Source organism: Kocuria sp. CPCC 205263, from assembly GCF_040981075.1.
Taxonomy (GTDB): Bacteria; Actinomycetota; Actinomycetes; order Actinomycetales; family Micrococcaceae; genus Kocuria; species Kocuria rosea.
On record NZ_JAVKPV010000014.1, the window covers coordinates 12,570 to 30,049 of the forward strand.

At 71.5% G+C, this 17,480-nt stretch carries 19 protein-coding genes; 3 read left to right on the forward strand and 16 right to left on the reverse strand.

What is annotated here, in order from left to right:
* Positions 1-110: 110 nt before the first annotated feature.
* Together RF647_RS16675 and RF647_RS16680 are read right to left on the reverse strand one after the other, a co-directional pair.
* Positions 111-1,256, reverse strand: coding sequence for a mannitol-1-phosphate 5-dehydrogenase (locus RF647_RS16675; protein WP_133409349.1), 1,146 nt, complete (start codon positions 1,254-1,256; stop codon positions 111-113).
* Positions 1,256-3,331: a PTS mannitol transporter subunit IICBA gene (locus RF647_RS16680; protein WP_368812717.1), complete on the reverse strand. Its 2,076-nt coding sequence runs from the start codon at positions 3,329-3,331 to the stop codon at positions 1,256-1,258. The genes RF647_RS16675 and RF647_RS16680 overlap by 1 nt, the downstream gene beginning before the upstream one ends.
* Positions 3,332-3,503: 172 nt before the next feature.
* Here RF647_RS16680 and coaA point away from each other — a divergent pair, with 172 nt between their 5' ends.
* The 3 genes from coaA to mscL are packed head-to-tail and all read left to right on the forward strand — an operon-like array spanning position 3,504 to position 5,704.
* Positions 3,504-4,460: a type I pantothenate kinase gene (coaA, locus tag RF647_RS16685; RefSeq protein WP_031282962.1), complete on the forward strand. Its 957-nt coding sequence runs from the start codon at positions 3,504-3,506 to the stop codon at positions 4,458-4,460.
* On the forward strand, positions 4,460-5,302 hold the full coding sequence (locus RF647_RS16690) for a M15 family metallopeptidase (RefSeq protein ID WP_368812718.1): 843 nt from the start codon (positions 4,460-4,462) through the stop codon (positions 5,300-5,302). Before coaA ends, RF647_RS16690 begins: the two co-directional genes overlap by 1 nt.
* Positions 5,303-5,311: 9 nt before the next feature.
* Entirely contained in the window at positions 5,312-5,704 is a 393-nt protein-coding gene (mscL, locus tag RF647_RS16695) for a large conductance mechanosensitive channel protein MscL (protein ID WP_368812719.1), read from the forward strand.
* A 73-nt stretch (positions 5,705-5,777) separates the two neighbouring features.
* Here the strand turns inward: mscL and glmM are convergent, their stop codons facing one another.
* The 14 genes from glmM to secY all read right to left on the reverse strand — a co-directional run bounded on the left by glmM (position 5,778) and on the right by secY (position 17,405).
* Positions 5,778-7,133, reverse strand: a complete 1,356-nt coding sequence (glmM, locus tag RF647_RS16700; RefSeq protein ID WP_368812720.1) for a phosphoglucosamine mutase — start codon at positions 7,131-7,133, stop codon at positions 5,778-5,780.
* Between the two features lie 133 nt (positions 7,134-7,266).
* Entirely contained in the window at positions 7,267-7,773 is a 507-nt protein-coding gene (rpsI, locus tag RF647_RS16705) for a 30S ribosomal protein S9 (protein ID WP_031282957.1), read from the reverse strand.
* A 33-nt stretch (positions 7,774-7,806) separates the two neighbouring features.
* Positions 7,807-8,250, reverse strand: coding sequence for a 50S ribosomal protein L13 (gene rplM / locus RF647_RS16710; protein ID WP_017833326.1), 444 nt, complete (start codon positions 8,248-8,250; stop codon positions 7,807-7,809).
* A 295-nt stretch (positions 8,251-8,545) separates the two neighbouring features.
* Positions 8,546-9,514 (reverse strand): tRNA pseudouridine(38-40) synthase TruA, encoded by a 969-nt coding sequence (locus tag RF647_RS16715; protein ID WP_368812721.1) that lies wholly within the window; start codon positions 9,512-9,514, stop codon positions 8,546-8,548.
* Positions 9,515-9,617: 103 nt separating this feature from the next.
* Positions 9,618-10,379, reverse strand: a complete 762-nt coding sequence (gene rplQ / locus RF647_RS16720) for a 50S ribosomal protein L17 (RefSeq protein WP_368812722.1) — start codon at positions 10,377-10,379, stop codon at positions 9,618-9,620.
* Positions 10,380-10,446: 67 nt separating this feature from the next.
* The gene (locus RF647_RS16725; RefSeq protein WP_017833323.1) at positions 10,447-11,454 is read right to left on the reverse strand and encodes a DNA-directed RNA polymerase subunit alpha; all 1,008 of its coding nucleotides are present in this window, start codon (positions 11,452-11,454) and stop codon (positions 10,447-10,449) included.
* 137 nt (positions 11,455-11,591) lie between these two features.
* The gene (gene rpsK, locus RF647_RS16730) at positions 11,592-11,996 is read right to left on the reverse strand and encodes a 30S ribosomal protein S11 (RefSeq protein ID WP_017833322.1); all 405 of its coding nucleotides are present in this window, start codon (positions 11,994-11,996) and stop codon (positions 11,592-11,594) included.
* A gap of 82 nt (positions 11,997-12,078) precedes the next feature.
* Positions 12,079-12,447 (reverse strand): 30S ribosomal protein S13, encoded by a 369-nt coding sequence (gene rpsM / locus RF647_RS16735; RefSeq protein WP_017833321.1) that lies wholly within the window; start codon positions 12,445-12,447, stop codon positions 12,079-12,081.
* Between the two features lie 168 nt (positions 12,448-12,615).
* The gene (gene rpmJ, locus RF647_RS16740; protein ID WP_017833320.1) at positions 12,616-12,729 is read right to left on the reverse strand and encodes a 50S ribosomal protein L36; all 114 of its coding nucleotides are present in this window, start codon (positions 12,727-12,729) and stop codon (positions 12,616-12,618) included.
* A gap of 55 nt (positions 12,730-12,784) precedes the next feature.
* Entirely contained in the window at positions 12,785-13,006 is a 222-nt protein-coding gene (infA, locus tag RF647_RS16745) for a translation initiation factor IF-1 (RefSeq protein WP_017833319.1), read from the reverse strand.
* 262 nt (positions 13,007-13,268) lie between these two features.
* The gene (rlmN, locus tag RF647_RS16750; protein ID WP_031282953.1) at positions 13,269-14,441 is read right to left on the reverse strand and encodes a 23S rRNA (adenine(2503)-C(2))-methyltransferase RlmN; all 1,173 of its coding nucleotides are present in this window, start codon (positions 14,439-14,441) and stop codon (positions 13,269-13,271) included.
* 50 nt (positions 14,442-14,491) lie between these two features.
* Positions 14,492-15,328 carry a type I methionyl aminopeptidase gene (gene map, locus RF647_RS16755; protein WP_368796623.1) on the reverse strand — a complete coding sequence of 279 codons (837 nt, stop codon included), beginning with the start codon at positions 15,326-15,328 and terminating at the stop codon, positions 14,492-14,494.
* A gap of 117 nt (positions 15,329-15,445) precedes the next feature.
* Entirely contained in the window at positions 15,446-16,009 is a 564-nt protein-coding gene (locus RF647_RS16760) for an adenylate kinase (RefSeq protein ID WP_133409342.1), read from the reverse strand.
* Between the two features lie 85 nt (positions 16,010-16,094).
* Positions 16,095-17,405, reverse strand: coding sequence for a preprotein translocase subunit SecY (gene secY / locus RF647_RS16765; protein ID WP_031282952.1), 1,311 nt, complete (start codon positions 17,403-17,405; stop codon positions 16,095-16,097).
* Between the last annotated feature and the right edge of the window lie 75 nt (positions 17,406-17,480).

The window sequence follows — 17,480 nt, forward strand, 5'->3', positions numbered from 1 at the left end:
CGCATGGATCTCGCCCGGCCGGGTGCACCGGACCCGGCGGGCCGGGCCGTGTTCCCGCCTCTTCTAGGGACACGGCCCGGCCCGTCTGTGGGCCCTTCCGTGGGGCTCGGTCAGCCCCGCCGCTCCCGGACGGCGTCGGCCACCAGCGCCTCGAGCGGCGGGAAGAGCGGGTGCTCGGCGTCCAGTCCCGTGATCTCCCGGACGGCGTCGGCCGGCTCCAGCGTGTCGAGGAGCTCGCCCAGCCGGACGGCCTCCGGGTCGTCGGCCGGGTCGAAGCGCAGGGCGGCCCCCACGGCCGCCTGCAGCCCGTCGGTGCCGAGGCCCCGTTCGGCCAGCTCGGCCGCCGGGCCCACGAACCGCTCGTGCCGGCCGAGCTTGCGCAGCGGGGCGCGGCCCACGCGCTCGACGGTGTCGGGGAGGTGCTCGTTGGCGAAGCGGTCGAGGATCTTCGCGACGTAGCGTCCGTGCTCCTGCTCGTCGAACCCGTGCTTGGCCACGAGCAGCGCCTGCGTCTCCGCGAGCGCCGCCGCGACCCGCTCCCGGATCCCGGGGTCGGCGATCGCCTCCGCGATGCGGTGCCGGCCGGCCCGGTAGCCGAAGTACGCGCACGCGGCGTGGCCGGTGTTGACCGTGAACAGCTTGCGCTCGATGTAGGGCACGAGGTCGTCGACGTAGGTCGCCCCCTCGATGGCCGGCTCGCTCCCCGCGAACGGGGTGCGGTCGATGACCCACTCGTGGAACTGCTCCACGACCACGTCGAGCCCGCCGCCGTCCTGCTGGGGCACGATCCGGTCGACGGCGGTGTTGGCGAACACCGCCCGCCGGTCGAGGTCCTCGCCGCCGTACTCGGCGCGGACGGCCTCGGCGAGCAGGTCGGTGGCGGACAGGGCGTTCTCGCACGCCATGACCGCCACGGGGGCGGCGCCGTCCGGGCGCGCGGCGATGCCGCGCGCCACGAGCGGCGCCACGAACCGGAGGATGTGCGCGCCCACGGCCGTGGTGACCACGTCCGCCGTGGCGATCTCGGCGACCACGGACTCCGGGTCGTCCGCCGAGTTGAGCGCCCGGTACCCCTCGACGACCGTGTCGCGGGAGCCGGCGCCGACCTCGTGCACGGTGTAGCTGGGGGTCGACGCCAGCGCGTCGATCAGCGGGGCCGCCACGTCGGCGAACACGACCTCGTAGCCCGAGCGGTGCATGAGCAGGCCGACGAAGCCGCGGCCGATGTTGCCCGCCCCGAAGTGGACGCACTTCATCAGTCGTTCACCTTCCCCAGCAGGTCGAGCACTTCGTCGGCGGTCCTCGCCTCGTCCAGCTGGCGCACCTTCTCCTTGTTGCCGAAGATCTTCGCGACCCGGGAGAGGATCGCGAGGTGCTCGTTGTCCTTGCCTGCGATGCCGATCACCCAGGTGACAGGCTTGCCGTTCCAGTCCAGGCCCTCGGGGTAGCGCACGACCGACAGGGCCGAGGAGCGGATGCTGTCCTTCGCCTGGTTGGTGCCGTGCGGGATGGCGAGACCGTTGCCCATGAAGGTGGACACCGACTCCTCGCGCTCGTGCATGGAGGCCACGTACGCGTCGGTCACGGCACCGGCCGCCACCAGCAGGCCGCCGGCCTCGTCGATGGCCTGCGCGGCGTTGCGCGCGCCGCCGTCCATGACGATCCGGTCCCTGGTGAGGACGGTGGCGTCCCCGGACGTCCCGGCGCCCTCGCCCGGGTCCGCGGCCACGGTGTCGCCGCCGGTGGCCGCTCCCCCGCCGCCGGCCGTGGCCGCCGCCGCGCCGCCGCCCGCCGGGACGGCGGCGCCGTTGCGCTGCTGCACGGCCTCGACGATCTCGTCGTAGCGGGGGCTGCCCATGAAGTTGTCGACGGTCACCACCGAGGCGCTGGGCACCTTCGGCCGGGCCCGCGTGGCCAGGTCCTGGTGGGTGACCACGATGTCGAAGTCGTCGGTGAGGTTGGCGATCGCCGCGTTGGTGACCTTGACGTCGGCGAACCCGGCCGCCTTGACCTTGTTCCGCAGCACGGAGGCGCCCATCGCGGAGGATCCCATGCCGGCGTCGCACGCGAACACGATGCGCTGCACCGGTCCGCCGTCGGCCAGCTCATGTGCGGGGGTCCCGCCGGTGTCCGCGCCGCCGCTGGTGCCGACGATCGCGGAGGACACGGAGCTCTTCTTGCCCTTCATCCCCTCCATCCGGGAGGTGGCCTCGGTGAGGTCCCCCTCGCCCTTGTCCTTGGAGGCCTTGAGGATGATCGAGGCCACGAAGAAGGACACGGCGGTCGCGGCCGTCACCGCGAGGGCCACGCCCACGTAGCTGTCGGTGGTGGCCTGGGCGAAGATCGCGATGATCGAGCCCGGGGCGGCCGGGGCGCGCAGGCCCGCGTCGAACAGGGTCAGCGTGAAGATGCCCGTCATGCCTCCCGCGATCGCCGCCAGGATCAGCGCCGGCTTCATCAGCACGTACGGGAAGTAGATCTCGTGGATGCCGCCCACGAAGTGGATCAGGGCCGCGCCGGGGGCCGAGGCGCGCGCGGCGCCGCGGCCGAAGACCGTGTAGGCCAGCAGGATGCCCAGACCGGGGCCGGGGTTGGCCTCGAGCAGGAACAGGATCGACTTGCCCTCCTCCAGGGCCTGGGCGGTGCCCAGGGGGGTGAGGATGCCGTGGTTGATCGCGTTGTTGAGGAACAGCACTTTCGCGGGCTCGATGAGGATCGAGGTCAGCGGCAGCAGCCCCCGGGTGACCAGGAAGTCCACCGCCGAGGCGGCCGCGTTGGAGAAGGCCAGCACGGCGGGGCCGATCAGGAAGAAGCCGAAGATGGCCATGGCCGCGGCCAGGATGCCGGCGGAGAAGTTGTTCACGAGCATCTCGAAGCCGGGCTTGATCTTCCCGTCCCAGATGGCGTCGACCTTCTTCATCACCCACGCGGTCAGCGGGCCCATGAGCATCGCCCCGATGAACATGGGGATGTCGGTGCCCACGATCACGCCCATCGTGGCGATCGCCCCGACCACGCCGCCGCGGACGTCGTAGACCATCCGCCCGCCCGTGTAGGCGATCAGCAGCGGCAGGAGGTAGGTGATCATCGGGCCGACCAGGCCCGTGTACGGCTCGCCCTCGGCGTTCTCGCCGAATCCGCCCAGCGGGCCGAAGGGGGTGAAGCCCGCCTCGATGAAGAACGCGGTGATCAGCCCCCAGGCGATGAACGCTCCGATGTTGGGCATGATCATTCCCGAGAGGAACGTGCCGAAGCGCTGCACGTGCGCGCGGGCCGCCGTCGACCGCCCTCCCGCCGGCGCTGTGGTCCCTGAGGTCGTTGCCGTCGCCATGGTCCTGTCCTGACTCTCGAGCGGGGTGGTCCTCCACCGGCGGAGCGCACGCGCCGTGCACTGCTGTGAGTTCCCTCACGGCGAATACCGGATCGGGACCAAATCTACACCCGGGTACGGGGCCTGTCTCCGGTACACCTCGGGCGCCGGGGTGCGGTCTAGACTGTGGTCGATGACCGCATCTACGCTGAGCGAACGCGCCTCGCCCTTCGTGGAGCTCGACCGGCAGACCTGGTCGAGACTCTCCCACGAGATCGACGTTCCCCTCACCTCTCGGGAGATCGAGAACCTGCGCGGCCTCGGCGACCGGCTCGACGTCGCGGAGGTCCGCGAGGTGTACCTCCCCATCTCGCGGCTGCTGACCCTCTACGACGAGTCGTCGAACCGGCTCAACGCCTCGACCAACGCGTTCCTCGGCGAGGAGCACGCCCGGACCCCGTTCGTGATCGGCATCGCCGGCTCCGTGGCCGCCGGCAAGTCCACCACGGCCCGCCTCCTGCGCGAGCTGCTGTCCCGGTGGCCGTCCACCCCCCACGTGCAGCTCATCACCACGGACGGGTTCCTGTACCCCAACGCGGAGCTGCAGCGCCGCGGGCTCATGGACCGCAAGGGCTTCCCGGAGTCCTACGACCGCCGCGCCCTGCTGCGCTTCGTCGCGAAGATCAAGTCGGGCGCCCCCGAGGTGCGGGCGCCCAAGTACTCGCACCACAGCTACGACATCCTGCCCGGCGAGGAGGTCGTGGTGACCCGCCCGGACGTGGTCATCATCGAGGGGCTCAACGTGCTCGCCCCCGCCAAGGTGGGCCCCGGGGACCGGGCCGCCCTCGCCCTGAGCGACTTCTTCGACTTCTCGATCTACGTGGACGCCCGGCCCGCGGACATCGAGCGCTGGTACGTGGAGCGGTTCCAGGCCCTGCGCTCCTCGGCGTTCGCCGACCCCGGCTCCTACTTCCACCGCTACGCCGACCTCTCCGACGAGAAGGCCGTGGCCACCGCCACCGGCATCTGGCGGCGGATCAACGAGCCGAACCTGATCGAGAACGTGCAGCCGACGCGCGGCCGCGCCCGGCTGATCCTCTCCAAGGACTCCGACCACTCGATCCGGCGCGTGCTGCTGCGCAAGAACTGATGGACGCCCTGCGCGCCGGCGCCCTCCTGCTCGCCGCCGCGGTGCTCGTGGCCGGGTGCGCACCTGATCCCGGGGGCGCTCCCCCGGCCCCGCCGGAACTCTCCGGCGCCACCACGGCACCGACCGCGCCCGCCCCGCCCGGGTCCGGTCTTGCGTCCCTGCCGGCTCAGGCGTCCCCGTCCGGGCCGGCGTCCGCCTCCGGCACGGCGTCGCAGGCACCGGCGCCCGCCCCCGGCCGGGACCCGGGACCGCGCCCGGAGCTAGACGACCCCGCCTCGCTCGCCGTGGTGGTCAACAAGCGGCGGCCCCTGGACCCGCAGGACTGGGCTCCCGCCGCCCTCGAGGACGTCGAGGGGCACCTGCTGCGCCCCGAGGCGGCCGCCGCGGCGCGCACGCTGCTGGCCGCGGCCCGGGCGGACGGCGTGCCGGTCCGGATCGTGTCGGGCTACCGCTCCTTCGCCGAGCAGTCCCGCACGTACGCCGGGTGGGTGGCGCAGAAAGGCCCGGAGGCCGCCGACACGGCGTCCGCCCGCCCGGGCCACTCGGAGCACCAGACGGGGCTGGCGGTGGACGTCGGTGACGGCTCCCAGTGCGACCTGCGCGTGTGCTTCGACGGGACGGCCACCGCCGCGTGGGTGGCCGAGCACGGGCCGGAGCACGGCTTCGTGGTCCGCTACCCCTGGGGCGAGCACGGCACCACCGGCTACTGGTACGAGCCGTGGCACCTGCGCTACCTCGGCCCGGAGCGGGCCCAAGAGCTCGCGCGCTCGGGCGCCGCGACGCTCGAGGAGTTCTCCGGCCTGCCGCCGGCCCCGGACTACGGACCGCCCGCGCCCGGCTAGTCTGTGGCCATGCTCAAGGGGTTCCGAGAATTCATCATGAAGGGCAACGTGCTCGATCTGGCCGTCGCCGTGATCATCGGCGCGGCGTTCGCCCAGGTCGTCAACGCCATGGTCGAGGCGGTGCTCATGCCGCTCATCTCCGCGCTGGTCGGCTCGCCCGACTTCGACTCGTTCGCGGTGCTCACCGTCAACGGCAACGACATCAGGTTCGGCGTGCTGCTCACCGCGCTCGTCAACTTCCTGCTCGTGGCCGCCGCCGTGTACTTCGCCATCGTGCTGCCGATGAAGAAGATGATCGAGGGCCGCAACCGCCGGCTCGGCATCGATCCCACCGAGGAGGAGGCCGACGCCCAGGTGCAGCTGCTCACCGAGATCCGCGACGCCCTGCGCCGGCGCACCTGATCCCGATCCTGCCGGACGCCGGAGGCCCGCACCGTGTACACGGTGCGGGCCTCCGGCGTCCGGCGGGGCCGGCTCAGACGGTGAGGGCCAGCTCGCGCTCCACGACGGACGCGAGGAACTCCGTCTCGGCCCGGGCGATCTCCTCGGAGGCCGCCTCGACCATCACGCGGACCACCGGCTCGGTCCCCGAGGGGCGCAGCAGCACGCGGCCTGTCTCGCCGAGGCGCTGCTCGACCTCCGCGACGGCCGCCTGCACGCCGGGGTTGGAGCCCACCGCGGTGCGGTCCACCCCGCGCACGTTGAGCAGCACCTGCGGCAGCCGCGTCATCACGCGGGCCAGCTCCGCGAGCGGTGCGCGGGTCTGGGCCACGCGCGAGGCCAGCATCAGCCCGGTCAGCAGCCCGTCGCCGGTGGTGGCGTAGTCAGACATGATCACGTGGCCGGACTGCTCGCCGCCCAGGTTGTACCCGTGCTCGGTCATCGTCTCGAGGACGTAGCGGTCCCCCACGGCGGTCTCCCGCACGTCGATGCCCGCGTCCCGCAGGGCCAGCTTGAGGCCGAGGTTGCTCATCACGGTGGCCACGAGCGTGTCCTCGACGAGCCGGCCCGCGTCCTTGAGCGCCAGGGCGAGGATCGCCATGATCTGATCCCCGTCGACCTCGCGGCCGGTGGCGTCCACGGCGAGGCAGCGGTCGGCGTCGCCGTCGTGGGCGATCCCGAGGTCGGCCCCGAGCTCGACGACGGCCCGCTGGAGGGGCTCCAGGTGGGTCGAGCCGCAGCCGTCGTTGATGTTCAGGCCGTCGGGCTCCGCGCCGATGACGTGCACGTCGGCGCCCGCGCCGCGGAAGGCGTCCGGCGAGACCCCGCTGGCGGCGCCGTTGGCGCAGTCCAGGACCACGCGCATCCCCTCGAGCCGGTGCGGGATGGCCCCCACCAGGTGCAGGACGTAGCGGTCCTCGGCGTCCGTGAGCAGGTGGATGCGCCCGACCCCGGCGCCGGTGGGGCGCCGGAAGTCGCCGGACTCGAAGACCTGCTGGATCTCGTCCTCCACCCGGTCCGGGAGCTTCCGCCCGCCGTGGGCCAGGAACTTGATCCCGTTGTCGGGGGCCGGGTTGTGCGAGGCGGAGATCATCACGCCGAAGTCGGCGTCGAGGTCCGCCACCAGGTAGGCCAGCGCGGGGGTCGGCAGGACCCCGGCGTCGTGGACGTCCACGCCCGACCCGGCGAGACCCGCGGTCACGGCGGCGCTGAGGAACTCCCCGCTGGCCCGCCCGTCCCGGGCGACGACCGCCGTGGGGCGCCGCCCTTCGCGTGCGTGGCCGTGGCCGAGCACGATCGCGGCGGCCTGGGCCAGGTCCAGGGTCATGTTGGCTGTGAGGAGGTCGTTCGCGAGCCCGCGCACGCCGTCCGTTCCGAATAATCTAGACATCGCCCCCATCCTACGTTCCCCGCGGCCCGGACACCGGCAGGCGGGCAGAAACGAACGGACCCCGTCCGACACCGGTGTGCACCGGTGTCGGACGGGGTCCGTGACGCTGGGGGCGAGCCGGGAGGCCCTCCGATCAGCGCTTCGAGTACTGCGGAGCCTTGCGGGCCTTCTTGAGACCGGCCTTCTTGCGCTCGATGACGCGCGGGTCGCGGGTCAGGAAGCCGGCCTTCTTGAGGGTCGGGCGGTTGTTCTCGAGGTCGATCTCGTTCAGGGCGCGCGCCACGCCGTGGCGCAGGGCACCGGCCTGGCCGGAGGGGCCACCGCCGTGGATGCGGGCGATGACGTCGTAGGCGCCCTCGAGCTCCAGCACCTTGAAGGGGTCGTTGACCTCCTGCTGGTGCAGCTTGTTCGGGAAGTAGTTCTCCAGGGTGCGGCCGTTGACGGTCCACTGGCCGGAGCCGGGGACGACGCGCACGCGGGCGACGGCCTCCTTGCGGCGGCCGACGGCCTGGCCGGAGACGGTGAGGGCCGGGCGCTCGGCGGCGGCCTCGGTCTCCTCCGCGGGGGAGGACTCGGAGGTGTAGCTACTCAGCTGCTCCTCGCCGTCCACGATGTTCTGCTCTTCAGTATTCTGAGCCACGATTTTCCTCGCTCGTTTCTGTCGTAGGCCCGGTTACTGGGCGACCTGGGTGAACTCGAAGGTCTGCGGCTGCTGGGCACCGTGGGGGTGCTCCGGGCCGGCGTAGACCTTGAGCTTGGACATCTGCTGGGCGGCCAGCTTGTTCTTCGGGAGCATGCCACGGATGGCCTTCTCCACGGCGCGGACCGGGTGCTTCTCCAGCAGCTCGGCGTAGGAGCTGGACTTAAGCCCGCCCGGGTAGCCGGAGTGGCGGTAGGCCCGCTTCTTCTCGAGCTTGGAGCCGGTCAGGGCCACCTTCTCGGCGTTGATGATGATGACGAAATCACCGGCGTCCACGTGGGGAGCAAAGGTCGGCTTGTGCTTTCCGCGCAGCAGCGTTGCGGTCTGGCTGGCAAGGCGACCCAGGACGACGTCGGTGGCATCGATGACGTGCCACTGGCGCTGGATGTCACCGGGCTTCGGGGTGTACGTACGCACGTTAGTTTGCCTTCGTTCGGGTTATCTCGGTGGCGCTAGTTGGGATCACGCCGTTTCTCGGTGTGCCGTCCGGGGCTCGGGTGAGGGCCGAGCTGCATCCGGTGCCCGAGACCCCGGTGCACCGGACCGCCAGGCGTCCTGCAACGGGACAGCGGAGCCGGGTACACGTGAACCGAGGCGGGACACGCACAACAGCACCCCACGGTACCGGATGGAGCGGCCAAAGACCACTCGGGCCATACACCCGGAGGGTGCGGCGGTCAATCTCCCCGCGGGCGCCCGGGCCCGCGGCGGTTCACGCTCCGCCGTGCCGGGGCGCCCGGGGAGCGTCGCGGGGATCTCCTCGGAGATCCTCGCGGGCGGGGTCGCCGAGCGGGGCGCGCCGCGCCCGGGTGCGCTCGGCCCGCTCCCCCAGGGCGGCGTCCCCGGGGTAGCGGACCTCCTCGAGCACGAGGGCGTGCGGCGGGGCCATCAGCGCCTTGGCGTCCCGGACCCGCTCCGCGAGCCGACGGCCGAGCCAGTCGGGGTCCTCGCGGCCCGCGCCCACGCGGGCGGCCGCGCCCACGACCGAGCGGACCATGTGGTGGCAGAAGGCGTCCGCCTCGATGCCCAGCAGCACGAGCCCGTCCCGGTCCCGCTCGACGGACACGTCCAGGACCTCCCGCACCGTCGTGGCGCCCTCCCGGGGGCGGCAGAAGGACAGGAAGTCGTGCAGCCCCACCAGCTCCTGCGCCGCCCGGGCCATCACGGGGACGTCGAGCACGTCCTTCGACCACCACGTCAGGTGCCGGGTCAGCGGGTCCCGGCCCGCCGCGCCGTCGTCGATCCGGTAGCTGTAGCGGCGGGAGACGGCGGAGAAGCGGGCGTCGAAGCCGGCCGGGGCGGCGCCCGCGCGGCGGACCACGACCGCGCCCGGGCACTCGGGCAGGCCCTGCGCGCGGCGGCCGCGGCCCAGGACGTGGGCCAGGGCCCCGGTGAGGCGGCGCTCGAGCGCATGCCCCGGGTCCTCGTCCCGGCCGCGGGCGAGACCGGTCCACTCCGCCGGGGCCAGGTCCAGGTGCGCCACCTGGCCGCGGGCGTGCACCCCGGTGTCCGTCCGGCCGGCCACCGCGACCCGCACGTCCCGGCGGACCAGCACGGCGAGGGCGTCCTCCACGGCCCCCTGCACGGTGGGCAGGCCCGGCTGACGGGCCCACCCGGCGAACGGCGCGCCGTCGTAGGCCAGGTCGATCCGCACGCGCACGGGGGAATCGGACAGGCTCATGGTCAGCTCCTGGGAGGGGGTGGTGGGGCTCCGGCGGGCACGACGACGCCGCCGGGGACCAGGTCCCCGGCGGCGTCGCGGTGTCCGTCCGTGCGTCGTCCGGTCAGCGCAGCTTCTGCGCGGCGGCGCCGCCGGCCGGCTGGAAGCCGGCGGCCTCGGCGTTGGCCGGCGAGTCGAACCAGATCTCGGCGGTGGTGCCCGCGTACCAGCGCGAGCCGGGCACGTGGTACTTCATCGAGTTCTTGTTGCCCTTGACCTCGAAGCCCTCGGGGGTCTCGCCGGACTCGAGCGGGGCGTGCGAACCGGGGAACTCGGCGTCGGAGTTCTCGGCGGCGACCTCGGCGGCCTGCTCGGAGCCGACCTCGGGGGCCTGCTCGTCGGCGGGGATCTCCTCGGCGGCGACCTCACCGGCGGTGGAGTCCGCCGGGGTGTCGACCGGGGCGGCGGGGGCCGGGGCGGCCTTCTCGGTGGCGCGCTCGGCCTCGGCCACGGTGGCCTTGGTCGCGACGGGCTCCATCACGAGCTCGATGACCGCCATGGGGGCGTTGTCGCCCTTGCGGTTGCCGATCTTGGTGATGCGGGTGTAGCCGCCGTTGCGGTCCTCCATCGCCGAGGCGATGGTGGTGAACAGCTCGTGCACCACGGACTTGTCGGTCAGCTGCGCCAGCACGCGACGGCGGGCGGACAGGTCGCCGCGCTTGGCGAAGGTGATCAGGCGCTCGGCGTAGGGACGCATCCGCTTCGCCTTGGTCACGGTGGTGGTGATGCGCTTGTGCTCGAACAGCTGCTGCGACAAGTTCGCCAGCATCAGGCGCTCGTGCGCGGGTCCGCCTCCGAGGCGGGGTCCCTTGGTGGGAGTAGGCATGGTTGTTGATCTCCTGGAAGTGTGTCCCGGCCCGGGCGGGCACCCGTCGGGACGTCAGCGGGAAGGACTAGTGGTCGTCGTCGTCGAACGGGTTCTCGTCGTCGATCGCGGCGGCGCGAGCGGCGAGGTCGAAACCGGGGGGCGAGTCCTTGAGGGACAGCCCGAGGTCGACGAGCTTGGCCTTGACCTCGTCGATCGACTTGGCGCCGAAGTTGCGGATGTCCATCAGGTCCGCCTCGGAACGGCCCACGAGCTCACCCACGGTGTGGATGCCCTCGCGCTTGAGGCAGTTGTAGGACCGCACGGTGAGCTCGAGGTCCTCGATGGGCAGCGCCATGTCGGCGGCCATCGCGGCGTCCGTCGGCGAGGGCCCGATCTCGATGCCCTCGGCGGCCGTGTTGAGCTCCCGGGCGAGACCGAACAGCTCGACCAGGGTGGTGCCGGCGGAGGCCACGGCGTCACGCGGGGTGATGGCCTCCTTGGTCTCCACGTCCAGGACCAGCTTGTCGAAGTCGGTGCGCTGCTCCACACGGGTGGCCTCCACGCGGAAGGTCACCTTCAGGACGGGCGAGTAGATCGAGTCGACCGGGATGCGGCCGATCTCCGCGTCGCCGGCCTTGTTCTGGGCGGCGGAGACGTACCCGCGCCCGCGCTCGATGGTCAGCTCGAGCTCGAGCTGGCCCTTCGCGTTGAGGGTCGCGATGTGCAGGTCCGGGTTGTGGATCTCCACACCGGCCGGGGCCGTGATGTCCGCGGCGGTGACGACGCCGGGGCCCTGCTTGCGCAGGTAGGCGACGACGGGCTCGTCCTGCTCCGAGGAGACGGCGAGCTTCTTGATGTTGAGAATGACCTCGGAGACGTCCTCCTTCACGCCCTCCACGGTGGAGAACTCGTGGAGCACCCCGTCGAGCCGGATGCTGGTCACGGCGGCACCGGGGATCGAGGACAGGAGGGTGCGGCGGAGGGAGTTGCCGAGGGTGTAGCCGAAGCCGGGCTCGAGCGGTTCGATCACGAAGCGGGACCGGTTGTCGGCCACGACCTCTTCAGAGAGGGTGGGGCGCTGTGCGATGAGCACTGATGTTTCCTTTCAGCGGGCATCCGCTATATGACGCGCGCAAATGGTGGAAAACAGTTGATGGGTGCGGACCGGTGCCCGGTCCGTTGTCGGCATGCGCACCGGGACCCCGCAGGGTCCCGGTGGGCGTGCTCACATCAGACGCGGCGGCGCTTCGGCGGGCGGCAACCGTTGTGCGCGCTCGGGGTGACGTCCGAGATGGAGCCGACCTCGAGGCCGGTGGCCTGCAGGGAGCGGATGGCGGTCTCGCGCCCGGAGCCGGGGCCCTTGACGAACACGTCGACCTTGCGCATGCCGTGCTCCTGCGCGCGCTTCGCGGCGGCCTCGGCGGCCATCTGGGCCGCGAAGGGGGTGGACTTGCGAGAGCCCTTGAAACCCATCTCGCCGGCGGACGACCAGGAGAGGACGGCGCCGGAGGGGTCGGTGATGGTGACGATGGTGTTGTTGAACGTCGACTTGATGTGGGCCTGGCCCTGGGTGACGTTCTTCTTGTCCTTGCGGCGGGGCTTGCGGGCAGCCGCTGCGCGAGTCTTCGGGGGCATGGAGATCTCCTACAAAGTTCGGGAAGAGTGGTGGTGGGCCGCTCGGGGGACCGCGGGGTCCTGGCGCACGAGCGGCAGCGGGCTACTTCTTCTTGCCGGCGACCGTGCGCTTCGGACCCTTGCGGGTGCGGGCGTTGGTCTTGGTGCGCTGACCGTGCACGGGCAGGCCGCGGCGGTGCCGGATGCCCTGGTAGCTGCCGATCTCGACCTTGCGGCGGATGTCGGCGGCCACCTCGCGGCGGAGGTCACCCTCGACCTTGTAGTTGTCCTCGATGTAGTCGCGCAGCTCCACGAGCTGGGCATCGGTGAGTTCGCGCACGCGCAGGTCGCCCGAGATGCCGGTGGCGTCCAGGGTGGCGAGCGCGCGGGTGCGACCCACGCCGTAGATGTAGGTGAGCGCAATTTCCAGCCGCTTTTCGCGGGGGAGGTCGACGCCTGCGAGACGAGCCATATCGGCGGTTCTCCTTGTGGTGTACCAGAGGTCTGGAGCATCGCTGTCCGGTCGGGGACGTCATGTCCCCTCCGGTCCCCGGCCTCTGTACCGGGGGCGCCCGCCTGGATCTCTCCGGTCGGGAGCGGTGCCTTTGTCGATCCACTTGCGTGGGCAGCTCGGGGCGGGTCAGCCCTGACGCTGTTTGTGGCGCGGGTTCTCGCAGATCACCATGACCCGCCCGTTGCGGCGGATCACCTTGCACTTGTCGCAGATCGGCTTCACGCTCGGTTGGACCTTCATCGCATTCCTTCGCGTCGTTCTCTCGAGTGGTGTGCGGCCCGGACGGCCGCCGGTCCTACTTGTAGCGGTAGACGATACGACCGCGGGTGAGGTCGTACGGGCTCAGCTCCACCACCACGCGGTCCTCGGGGAGGATCCGGATGTAGTGCTGTCGCATCTTCCCGGAGATGTGGGCGAGGACCAGGTGACCGTTGTTCAGCTCAACGCGGAACATCGCGTTGGGCAGAGCCTCGACCACAGTGCCTTCGATCTCGATGACTCCGTCTTTCTTGGCCATATCCTCCGCTAACTTCAGGTGCCCCCCGCCGGGGCGGCGAGCAGGGTTTCGGGTGTACATCGTCGTTAAACGCCGCAGCGGACCTGTACGCGCGCACCATCACCGTTCGTGGTGCACGGTGAGGTCGGCGTGGTCCGAAGTGTGCGGAATCGCTGGAGCACAGACAACCAACAGGACACTCTACGGGATCGGGGGCGCCTCCCGCAACGCGGGAGGCGCCCCCGGGAAACGGTGCCGGGGACGCCGCCGGGGACGACGGCGCTCAGACGGTCGCGGCGAGCTGCCCGCAGGCCCCGTCGATGTCGGAGCCGCGGGTGTCCCGCACGGTGGTGGGGATGCCGTGGGCCCGGAGCCGCTCCACGAAGTTCTGCTCCACGCCGGGCCGCGACGCGGTCCACTTGGAGCCGGGGGTCGGGTTGAGCGGGATGGGGTTCACGTGCACCCACCCCCCGCCGCGGGCGTTGAGCTTCTCGCCGAGGAGGTCGGCCCGCCACCCGTGGTCGTTGATGTCGCGGATCAGGGCGTACTCGATCGAGACCCGCCGGCCGGTGGCCTGGTAGTAGTCGTAGGCGGCGTCGAGGGCCTCGTCGACCTTCCAGCGGGTGTTGATCGGGATGAGCTCGTCGCGCAGCTCGTCGTCCGGGGCGTGCAGGGACAGCGCCAGGGTGACCGGCAGCTTCTCCTGCGTGAACTTCCGGATCCCGGGCACCAGACCCACCGTGGACATGGTGATGCCGCGGGCCGAGATGCCGAGGCCCTCCGGGGAGGGGTCGATGAGGCGGTGGATCGCCCCGATGGAGGCCTTGTAGTTGGCGAGGGCCTCCCCCATGCCCATGAACACGATGTTGGAGATGCGCAGCGGCTCCTGCTCGGCCCGGCCGACCCTGCCGCCGCGCAGCATCCGCGCACCCTGCACGACCTGCTCGACCATCTCCGCGGTCGAGAGGTTGCGGGTCAGGCCCGCCTGGCCGGTCGCGCAGAAGGGACAGTTCATCCCGCAGCCGGCCTGGGAGGAGATGCACATGGTCACCCGGTGGGTGTAGCGCATGAGCACGGACTCCACGGTGGCGCCGTCGAAGCACCGGTGCACGTTCTTGACGGTGTCCCCCTGGTCGGCCTCGAGGCTGCGCACGGTCGTCAGCAGCGTCGGCAGGGCCTGGGAGACGAGCTCCTCCCGGCCGGCCGCGGGCAGGTCGGTCATGTCCTCGGGGGCCGTGGCGAACCGGTCGAAGTAGTGGCGGGAGAGCTGGCCCGCCCGGAAGGGCTGGTGCCCCAGCTCGGCGAGGAACTCCCGGCGGCCCGCCATGTCGAAGTCGGCGAGGTGGCGCGGGGGCTTGCCGCGCCGCGGCGCGGCGAAGGTCAGCTGACCGGGCCGGGGCTTCACGGTGAGCTCGACTGGTGTGCTGGTGGTGCTCTGCTGCGGCTGCTGGGCCACGGTGTTCTCCTCGCGGTGTCGCGGGTCCGGGGTGGTGGAGGGCTGCCCGGTCACGGCAGGTCCTCCGGGATCGGGACGGGGCGCACGCCGAGGGGCTCGAGCTCCGAGGCCCCGCCGTCCTCGGCGGTGAGCACCCAGACGCCGTCGGCGTGCAGGGCCACGGAGTGCTCCCACTGGCTGGAGCGGGCGCCGTCGGTGGTGACCACGGTCCACTCGTCGTCGAGCACGCGGGTGCCGATCCCGCCGCGCACGAGCATCGGCTCGATGGCCAGTGCCATCCCGGCGCGCAGGCGGGGCCCGCGGTCGGTGCTGCGGAAGTTGAGCACGTCGGGGGCCATGTGCATCTTGGACCCGATCCCGTGTCCCACGTACTCCTCGAGGATCCCGAAGCGGTGCCCGGAGGCCTTGCGCACGTAGTCCTCCACGGCCGCGCCGATGTCGCCGACGTGCGTGCCGGTGGCCGCCGCCGCGATGCCGTGCCACATGGCGTTGCGGGTGACGTCGGAGAGCTCGGCGTCCGCGGGGTCCGGGCGGCCCAGGAGCACGGTGCGCGCGGAGTCCCCGTGCCAGCCCTCGACCACGGCCCCGCCGTCCACGGAGAGGATGTCCCCCTCCTGCAGCACCTGGTCCCCCGGGATGCCGTGGACGACCACCTCGTTGACGGACACGCACACCGCGGCGGGGTAGCCGAAGTAGCCGAGGAAGTTGGAGCTCGCCCCGTGCTCGTCGAGGACGGAGCGGAAGACGTCGTCGAGGGACGCGGTGGTCGCGCCGGGCACGGCGGCCGCCACGGCGGCGTCGAGGGCGCGGGAGGTCACCACCCCGGCGCGCTGCATGGTGCGCAGCTGGGCGTGGGTCTTGTACTCGATCCGGCGGCGGCCGAACATGCGGTCTTCCTTCCGAGCCGCTCCCCCGGTCGGGGAGCTCGCGGCTGTCGTGGGTTAAACGTGAGACCCCCGGGGGTGTCCGGGGGTGTCACGGCGTGCGCGGTGCGGGACGGTGCGTCAGGACAGCGCTGTCATGATCCGCTGGGAGACCTCGTCGACGGTCCCGAGCCCGTCGACCTCGCGGACGATGCCGCGCCGGTCGTAGACGTCGACGACCACGGCCGTCTCGGCGTCGTACACGTCGAGGCGGTGCCGGATGACCGCCTCCGTGTCGTCGGTTCGCCCCTCCTTCTGTGCCCGCCCGAGGAGCCGCTGGACGAGCTCGTCGCGGTCGGCGGTCAGCTTCAGCACGACGTCGAGCTCCTGCCCCAGCTCGGCCAGGATGGCGTCGAGCTCGTCCACCTGCGCGGCGTTGCGCGGGTAGCCGTCGAGCAGGAAGCCGTCGGCGGTGTCCGTCTCGGCGAGACGGTCGCGGACCATCCGGTTGGTCACGGAGTCCGGGACGAGGTCGCCGGCGTCGATGTAGCTCTTGGCCTCCTGCCCCAGGGGGGTCCGGCCCTTGATGTTGGCCCGGAAGATGTCGCCGGTGGAGATCGCCGGGATGCCGAGCCGCTCCGAGATGCGCACGGCCTGCGTGCCCTTGCCTGCGCCGGGCGGTCCGATGATGAGCATGCGGGTCATGAAGTCTCCTTGCGGTCGGTGGTGGCTGCGGTCACAGTCTACCGGGGCGTGCCCGCCGTCCCCGGCGGGGGACGGCGGGGAGGGGTCAGCGCAGCAGGCCCTCGTAGTTGCGCTGCTGCAGCTGGGCCTCGATCTGCTTCACCGTGTCCAGGCCGACGCCCACCATGATCAGCAGCGACGGACCGCCGAAGGGGAAGTTCTGGTTCGCGTCGATCAGCACGAGCGCCACGAGGGGGATCATCGACACGATGCCCAGGTAGAGGGCACCCGGGAACGTGATCCGGCTGAGCACGTAGGCGAGGTACTTCTCGGTGGGCCGTCCCGCGCGGATCCCCGGGATGAAGCCGCCGTAGCGCTTCATGTTGTTGGAGACCTCCTCCGGGTTGAACGTGATCGACACGTAGAAGTACGTGAAGAACACGATCATCAGGAAGTACATCGCCATGTACACGGGGTGGTCGCCGGTGACGAGGTAGGTGTTGATCCAGTTGACCCAGCCGGGGATGTCCGTACCGTCGTCCGGCATGCCGAACTGGGCGAGCATGCCGGGGAGCATCAGCATCGAGGACGCAAAGATGATGGGGATGACACCGGCCATGTTGACCTTGAGCGGGATGTAGGTGGTGGTCCCGCCGATCGTGCGCCGGCCCACCATCCGCTTGGCGTACTGCACCGGCACGCGGCGCTGGGACTGCTCCACGAACACCACGCAGGTGATCACCACGAGCCCCACTGCCAGCACGGAGAGGAACACGCCCCAGCCCCGGGTGCGGAGGATCTCGCCCAGCGCGGAGGGGAAGGTCGCGGCGATGGACGTGAAGATGAGCAGCGACATGCCGTTGCCCACGCCCTTCTCCGTGATCCGCTCCCCCAGCCACATGATGATCGCCGTGCCGGCGGTCATCGTGATGATGATGATCAGCACGGTCAGCCAGGTGTCGTTCGGGATGATCGGCAGGGGGCAGTCCCCCAGCAGTGCGCCGGACCGGGCGAGCGAGACCACCGTGGTGGCGTTGAGCAGCGCGAGACCGATGGTGAGGTAACGGGTGTACTGGGTCAGCTGCGTCTGCCCCTGCGCCCCCTCCTCGTGCAGCTCCTGGAAGCGTGGGATGACCACGCGCAGCAGCTGCACGATGATGCTCGCGGTGATGTAGGGCATGACGCCCAGGGCGAAGACCGACAGCTGCAGCAGCGCGCCGCCGCTGAAGAGGTTCACCATGTCGTACACGCCGCCCGTCGTGGTCCCGAGGGCCAGGCACTGCTGGACGTTGCCGTAGTCGACGCCCGGCGCCGGGATGAACGTGCCCAGGCGGTAGAGCACGATGAGGGCGAGGGTGAACCCCAGCTTGCGTCGCAGGTCGGGGGTTCGCAACGCCCGTCCGAAAGCGCTGAGCACATGTCCTCCTAGAGACTGGGTCCGACCGGCATCCGGTGGCGGTGGCGGGGGGTGTGGTGGTGCGGGAGCTCGGTC